The sequence below is a fragment of the Microbispora siamensis genome, assembly GCF_016863095.1.
Taxonomy (GTDB): domain Bacteria; phylum Actinomycetota; class Actinomycetes; order Streptosporangiales; family Streptosporangiaceae; genus Microbispora; species Microbispora siamensis.
The window spans coordinates 1-4,494 of the sequence record NZ_BOOF01000100.1; the positions used below are offsets into that span (position 1 = coordinate 1).

At 66.5% G+C, this 4,494-nt stretch carries 5 protein-coding genes and 1 pseudogene; 3 read left to right on the forward strand and 3 right to left on the reverse strand.

Going from position 1 to position 4,494, the window contains the following annotated elements:
• A partial coding sequence (locus Msi02_RS42555; RefSeq protein WP_204053382.1) for a hypothetical protein occupies positions 1–724 on the forward strand: 724 nt, incomplete at its 5' end.
• Between the two features lie 194 nt (positions 725–918).
• Here the strand turns inward: Msi02_RS42555 and Msi02_RS42560 are convergent.
• Positions 919–1,677: a neutral zinc metallopeptidase gene (locus Msi02_RS42560; RefSeq protein WP_204053383.1), complete on the reverse strand. Its 759-nt coding sequence runs from the start codon at positions 1,675–1,677 to the stop codon at positions 919–921.
• A gap of 570 nt (positions 1,678–2,247) precedes the next feature.
• Between Msi02_RS42560 and Msi02_RS42565 the strand changes: the two genes are divergently transcribed.
• Positions 2,248–2,754: a hypothetical protein gene (locus tag Msi02_RS42565; protein WP_204053384.1), complete on the forward strand. Its 507-nt coding sequence runs from the start codon at positions 2,248–2,250 to the stop codon at positions 2,752–2,754.
• A 208-nt stretch (positions 2,755–2,962) separates the two neighbouring features.
• Complete coding sequence (locus Msi02_RS42570) at positions 2,963–3,190, forward strand: hypothetical protein (protein ID WP_204053385.1); 228 nt, start codon at positions 2,963–2,965, stop codon at positions 3,188–3,190.
• Positions 3,191–3,447: 257 nt separating this feature from the next.
• On the opposite strand, the gene Msi02_RS42575 is transcribed toward Msi02_RS42570, so the two are convergent.
• Entirely contained in the window at positions 3,448–3,651 is a 204-nt protein-coding gene (locus Msi02_RS42575; protein ID WP_079321079.1) for a cold-shock protein, read from the reverse strand.
• Between the two features lie 558 nt (positions 3,652–4,209).
• Positions 4,210–4,494 (reverse strand): annotated as a pseudogene (locus Msi02_RS42580) (glycoside hydrolase family 11 protein); the annotation flags it as partial.

The window sequence follows — 4,494 nt, forward strand, 5'->3', positions numbered from 1 at the left end:
GAGCGACGACGACGTCGTCACCGACTACTACCGGGCGGTGTCGTTCGACGGGTCGGCCCCCGGCGACCGCACCGACCTCAAAGGACAGGACCGCTACTACCAACTCTGGTACGCCCACCGCCAGGTCTTCGTCCGCGCCGCCGACGTGGACCTGCACGACGCGCAGCGATCGCCGGTGTCCAACACCACGCCGCCGGGGATCAGCGGGTCCGCCAAGGTCGGCGGCGAGCTCGCCGCCTCTCCCGGCACCTGGTCACGGCAGGTGGCGGGCTTCACCTACCAGTGGTACGTGGACGGCACGGCCGTCTCCGGGGCCACCGCGTCCACGTACCGGCCGGGTGTCGAAGATCTCGGCAAGAGCGTGCTCGTCGAGGTGACCGTCGACGACCCGTACTTCACGGCCACGTCGGCACGGTCGGCGGCAACCGCGCCGGTCGCGCCGGGGACGTTCGCCTCGTCCGAGCCGCCGGCCGTGACCGGAACGCCCAAGATCGGCCGCACGTTGAAGGCGTCACCCGGCACGTGGACGCCGTCGCCCGAGAAGGTCACCTACCAGTGGCTGCGCGACGGCGTCCCCGTCAAGGGCGCCACGGGGCGGACTTATCTCCTCACGGGCCACGACCGCGGCGCCCGTGTCGCCGTACGGGTGACCGTGTCGGCGAAGGCGTACGCGAAGGCCACCGCCACCTCTGCGGCGACCCGGCCGGTGACCCCCCTGATATGACCGTACGGCCGGGGAGGCCTTCCCTCCCCGGCCGTACCCCGTTCAGGCGTGCCGCGGGTAGGCCGAGACGAGCTTCGCGGCGGCCTTCCTGGCCGGCTTCAGTGTGTCCTTCCAGTGGCTCGCGCCGCGGCTGATCCCCTGGACGACGGCGACGGCCGATGCATTCTGGCCGTCAACCGGGCCATTTCGGGGTCTCAGGCCACCTTGGCGGACGGCGCGGTCCACGTGTTACAGGCGCCGGGGTCGCCGGTCGCGAAGCCCTGCCCGGCCCAGTAGGTGAGCGACTTCCTGCTTCCGGTGTTCTTGTCCGCCCAGTCACGCATGTAGAAGAGCAAGTCGTCCCAGTCCTCGCGGCCACGGCGGAGAGACTTCCAGACGCTCGCGACGAAGGCGCTGGCGAGGCAGATGTTCTGCAGGTAATACCGCCGGTTCTGCTCGCCGAACTCCGCCTTGCTGCCGTAGGGAAGCTTGTTCACGGCGCGGGAGATGCCGCCAAGGTTCTGCACGTGCTCGCCGTAGAGCGAGGTCATCAGGAAGAACAGGAAGAGGTCGTCGGGCTCCTCCAGGAGGTCCTTGGCGAGGACAATCTCAATAGTGTGGGAGGCTTTACAGTAGTAGGTGCCCCAGTCCTTCCACTTCGCTCCGCAGAATCTCGCCGGCGCCTTGGTGGCGTACACGACCTTGGGCGTGGACCACTTCAGGCCCGCCGCCTTGAATTCCCTGGCCCAGGTCCGGTTGAGGCAGGCGAGGACGCCGTTGAGGTAACTGCTCGCCGATTTCGGGTCGAGCTTCTTGATGGGCTTTTCCGGGCACGCGGTGGTGGGCAGCGCTCCGGCCTTGTACAGGGCGTTCTGCGTGAGGGTCTTGTCCTTCACGGGGCGGGCGGCGGCGGAGGTGGTCGGGACGAGCGCCACCGCCGTCGCGGCCGCAAGCGCGATCATGCTCTGTTTCACGGGCGACGAGACTATTGGCAGCGCGAGGCCAGGCATAGGCCAGTTCGCAGCAATTTATCCGAGTCGAGACATTAGCGGCGGTGATTGTCAAGACCGTTCGCTCTCGCGCAATTCACCGTTTTCTCGAGTGGGGCGATGATGGTCTGCCTGGGTGCCAACCACATGCCAACCACCGCATCGCCGGTATCGGCGCCGAGCACGCGTGACCGTTCCCGGTCGCGATCACCGCTCCCCTCGTCGTCACGGTGCTCATCTCCCGCCGACCGCACCAAGTCTCAGCTCTCATCGCTTCCTCGCCTTCGATTGGCGGCCGTGCCGTACCGATGTCATCAACAGGCAAATCACGGACACTCCGATAGAGAGTGCGTCGTTCCAGAAACCCCGTCGATGCGTCTACAAATCAGACTCCACGTGGTCCGCGGCGCCCGGCTGGCGAACGAAACGAACCCGTGATCGTGTCATCAAGACCCACTTGGTTGAAGAGAGCTTCCACCGGAGGGAAGGAAACCACCTCAGGCCACGTCAGCCACCTTTGGCGCGCACGTGACTACTCCATGTAACCTCCTGGCCATGACAACGATCAATCGGGGGACGCTCCTGGAGCTGGTCCGCAACCGCCCCCTGCTCGCGGCAGAACTCCTCGGAGACGCCCTGGCCGCCGACGACGAAGAGCCGATCGACGGAGGAGTACTCCTGCGGCGATTCTCTCGGCCGGACCTCAAGAGCACGGACGAGCCCGCCCTGGCCGCGCGCTACCGCGAGATCGTGGCCGACGCGCGCCGGGCTCGTGCACACCAGGCGGAAACCGTGTTCCAGGGGTTGATCGCGTTCCTGCGTGCCCGCATCAACGAGGGTCTTGACCAGGCCAACGGGGCCTCGGACGCTGGGGAGCGCAACCCGCACAAAGCGGAGCGGGACCTGGCCGCGAAGCGGGACCGGGTGGATTTCCTGGAGTCGGTGCTCGTCAACGAGCTCTACCTGGCGCTCGAAGAGCACGCCCAGGCGGAGCACCTGCTGAAACTGGAAGCGTCCGCCTACAACTGGCACACCGACTACCAGGACGCCTGGCGGCCCTGAGCGACGGCCGATCTCCTGTTCCGCCCACCGCTCCGGCGAGCGCATCCCCGCAGGCCGAGGCAGGTTTGGATCGCTTCGCCGGCACCTGCCGGTGAGCTTCCTCCGCCACCACAGGCCGCCGAAGCAGACCGTTGCATGGGACGAAGACAGCCTCTCAAGGCGCGAGGTTGGTTGTAAGCGGCTCGGCGAGCAGCCCATACTGGAGGGAATGAAGCCAGCCAGCGGCGCGTCCCGCCGTCACCTGCCCACCAGTCCCTTCAAACCCCCGCCTCCCGCCCCGCCTGTCGAGCAGTTCAGTGTGAACGACCAGGTTACCCATGATCGGTACGGTCTCGGCGTGGTCGTGGAAGTAGAGGATGGGGTGGCTGTGATCGTCGATTTCCGATCACAGCAGGAACGAATCATGACCCCATACAAGAAGCTGCACAAACTCTGAGACAGATGCGACGTAGGGGAAGCGCGTCGCGCGAGTACAGCTCCGCCGGCGGCACGTCGGCGGGCGCCCACACGCCGGCGTCCTCCCTCGGGGCCAGGACCTGATTCTTCATCCGACCTCGGCAGAAGCTCACCTGCCCAGACCGGGCAGCAGCGCTCGCAGGAGCGACGAGCTGCAGCACGACGGAGCGTCTGCCCGACATGAGTCGGGGCCCGCGCTTGTCGAGCGCGGACCCCGAATCACGATGCTGACCTGGGTCAGGCGAGAACGATGTTCTCGGCCTGGGGGCCCTTCTGGCCCTGGGTGATGTCGAACGACACCTTCTGGCCCTCGTGCAGCTCGCGGTATCCCCGGGCGGCGATGTTCGAGTAGTGGGCGAAGACGTCGGGGCCGCCACCCTCCTGCTCGATGAAGCCGAAGCCCTTTTCCGCGTTGAACCACTTCACGATTCCGACAGCCATGGTGAATCTCCTTGAATAGGGACCGAACCGGAATCCGCACTGCACAGATTCCGCGTCGCCGGATGAGGCCCCTCCGGAGATGGCCGGAAAAACAAAATGCGCCTGAAGGTCACATCCCGCCAGGCGCACACAAGTTTCATGGGTACCGCAACTGCAACTGGATAGACCGTAGCACATGCATGGGGTGATGGCCACATCCGCGGTTGAGAGAACTGGATGTCCCGGCCGCTCAGGTGCCCCGTCTGTGTCAGACCCTGGAGGCACCGAGGCGGGGCCGAGCCTTGGCCGATCTCGACGGAAGCGCAATCCCCGGGAACAGGGCCGTTGTCTCCGGATTTCAGTGGCATCGACCCGGGTCGCATGAAGGAATTCATCAATTCCCTCGCGCGCGGCCACGACGCCACAGACAGGAAACGGACGCCATCCGGCGTATTTTGGCCTCGGTAAACGTCCCGGCTGCCGGCCCGGCCGGGTCCGCAGCGCGACGATCGGCAGCAGGGTGGCGCGGCGGCCAGGAGGCCGCCGCGCCGTGGGTGCGGTGTTGCGGGTTGTGCGGAATCAGCTCGCGCTACAGGAGACCGTGGGCCAGGTCCAGTTGCCGTTGTGCTGGATCGTCACACCCCAGTTGTTGCCGCTGCCGTTCGGCTTGGCGGTCAGCACCTGGGAACTGGGGTAGCTGGCGCTGATGTTCCAGGTGGCGATGATCTTCGCCGGAGACGGCACGTTCATCGTCACGGTCCAGTTGTTCGAGCCGCTGACCGAGACGTTGAGGTTGTACCGGTCGCTCCACGACTGACCGGCGGACAGCGTCGCGGTGCAGCCGCCGCCACCGCCGGTCGGAGG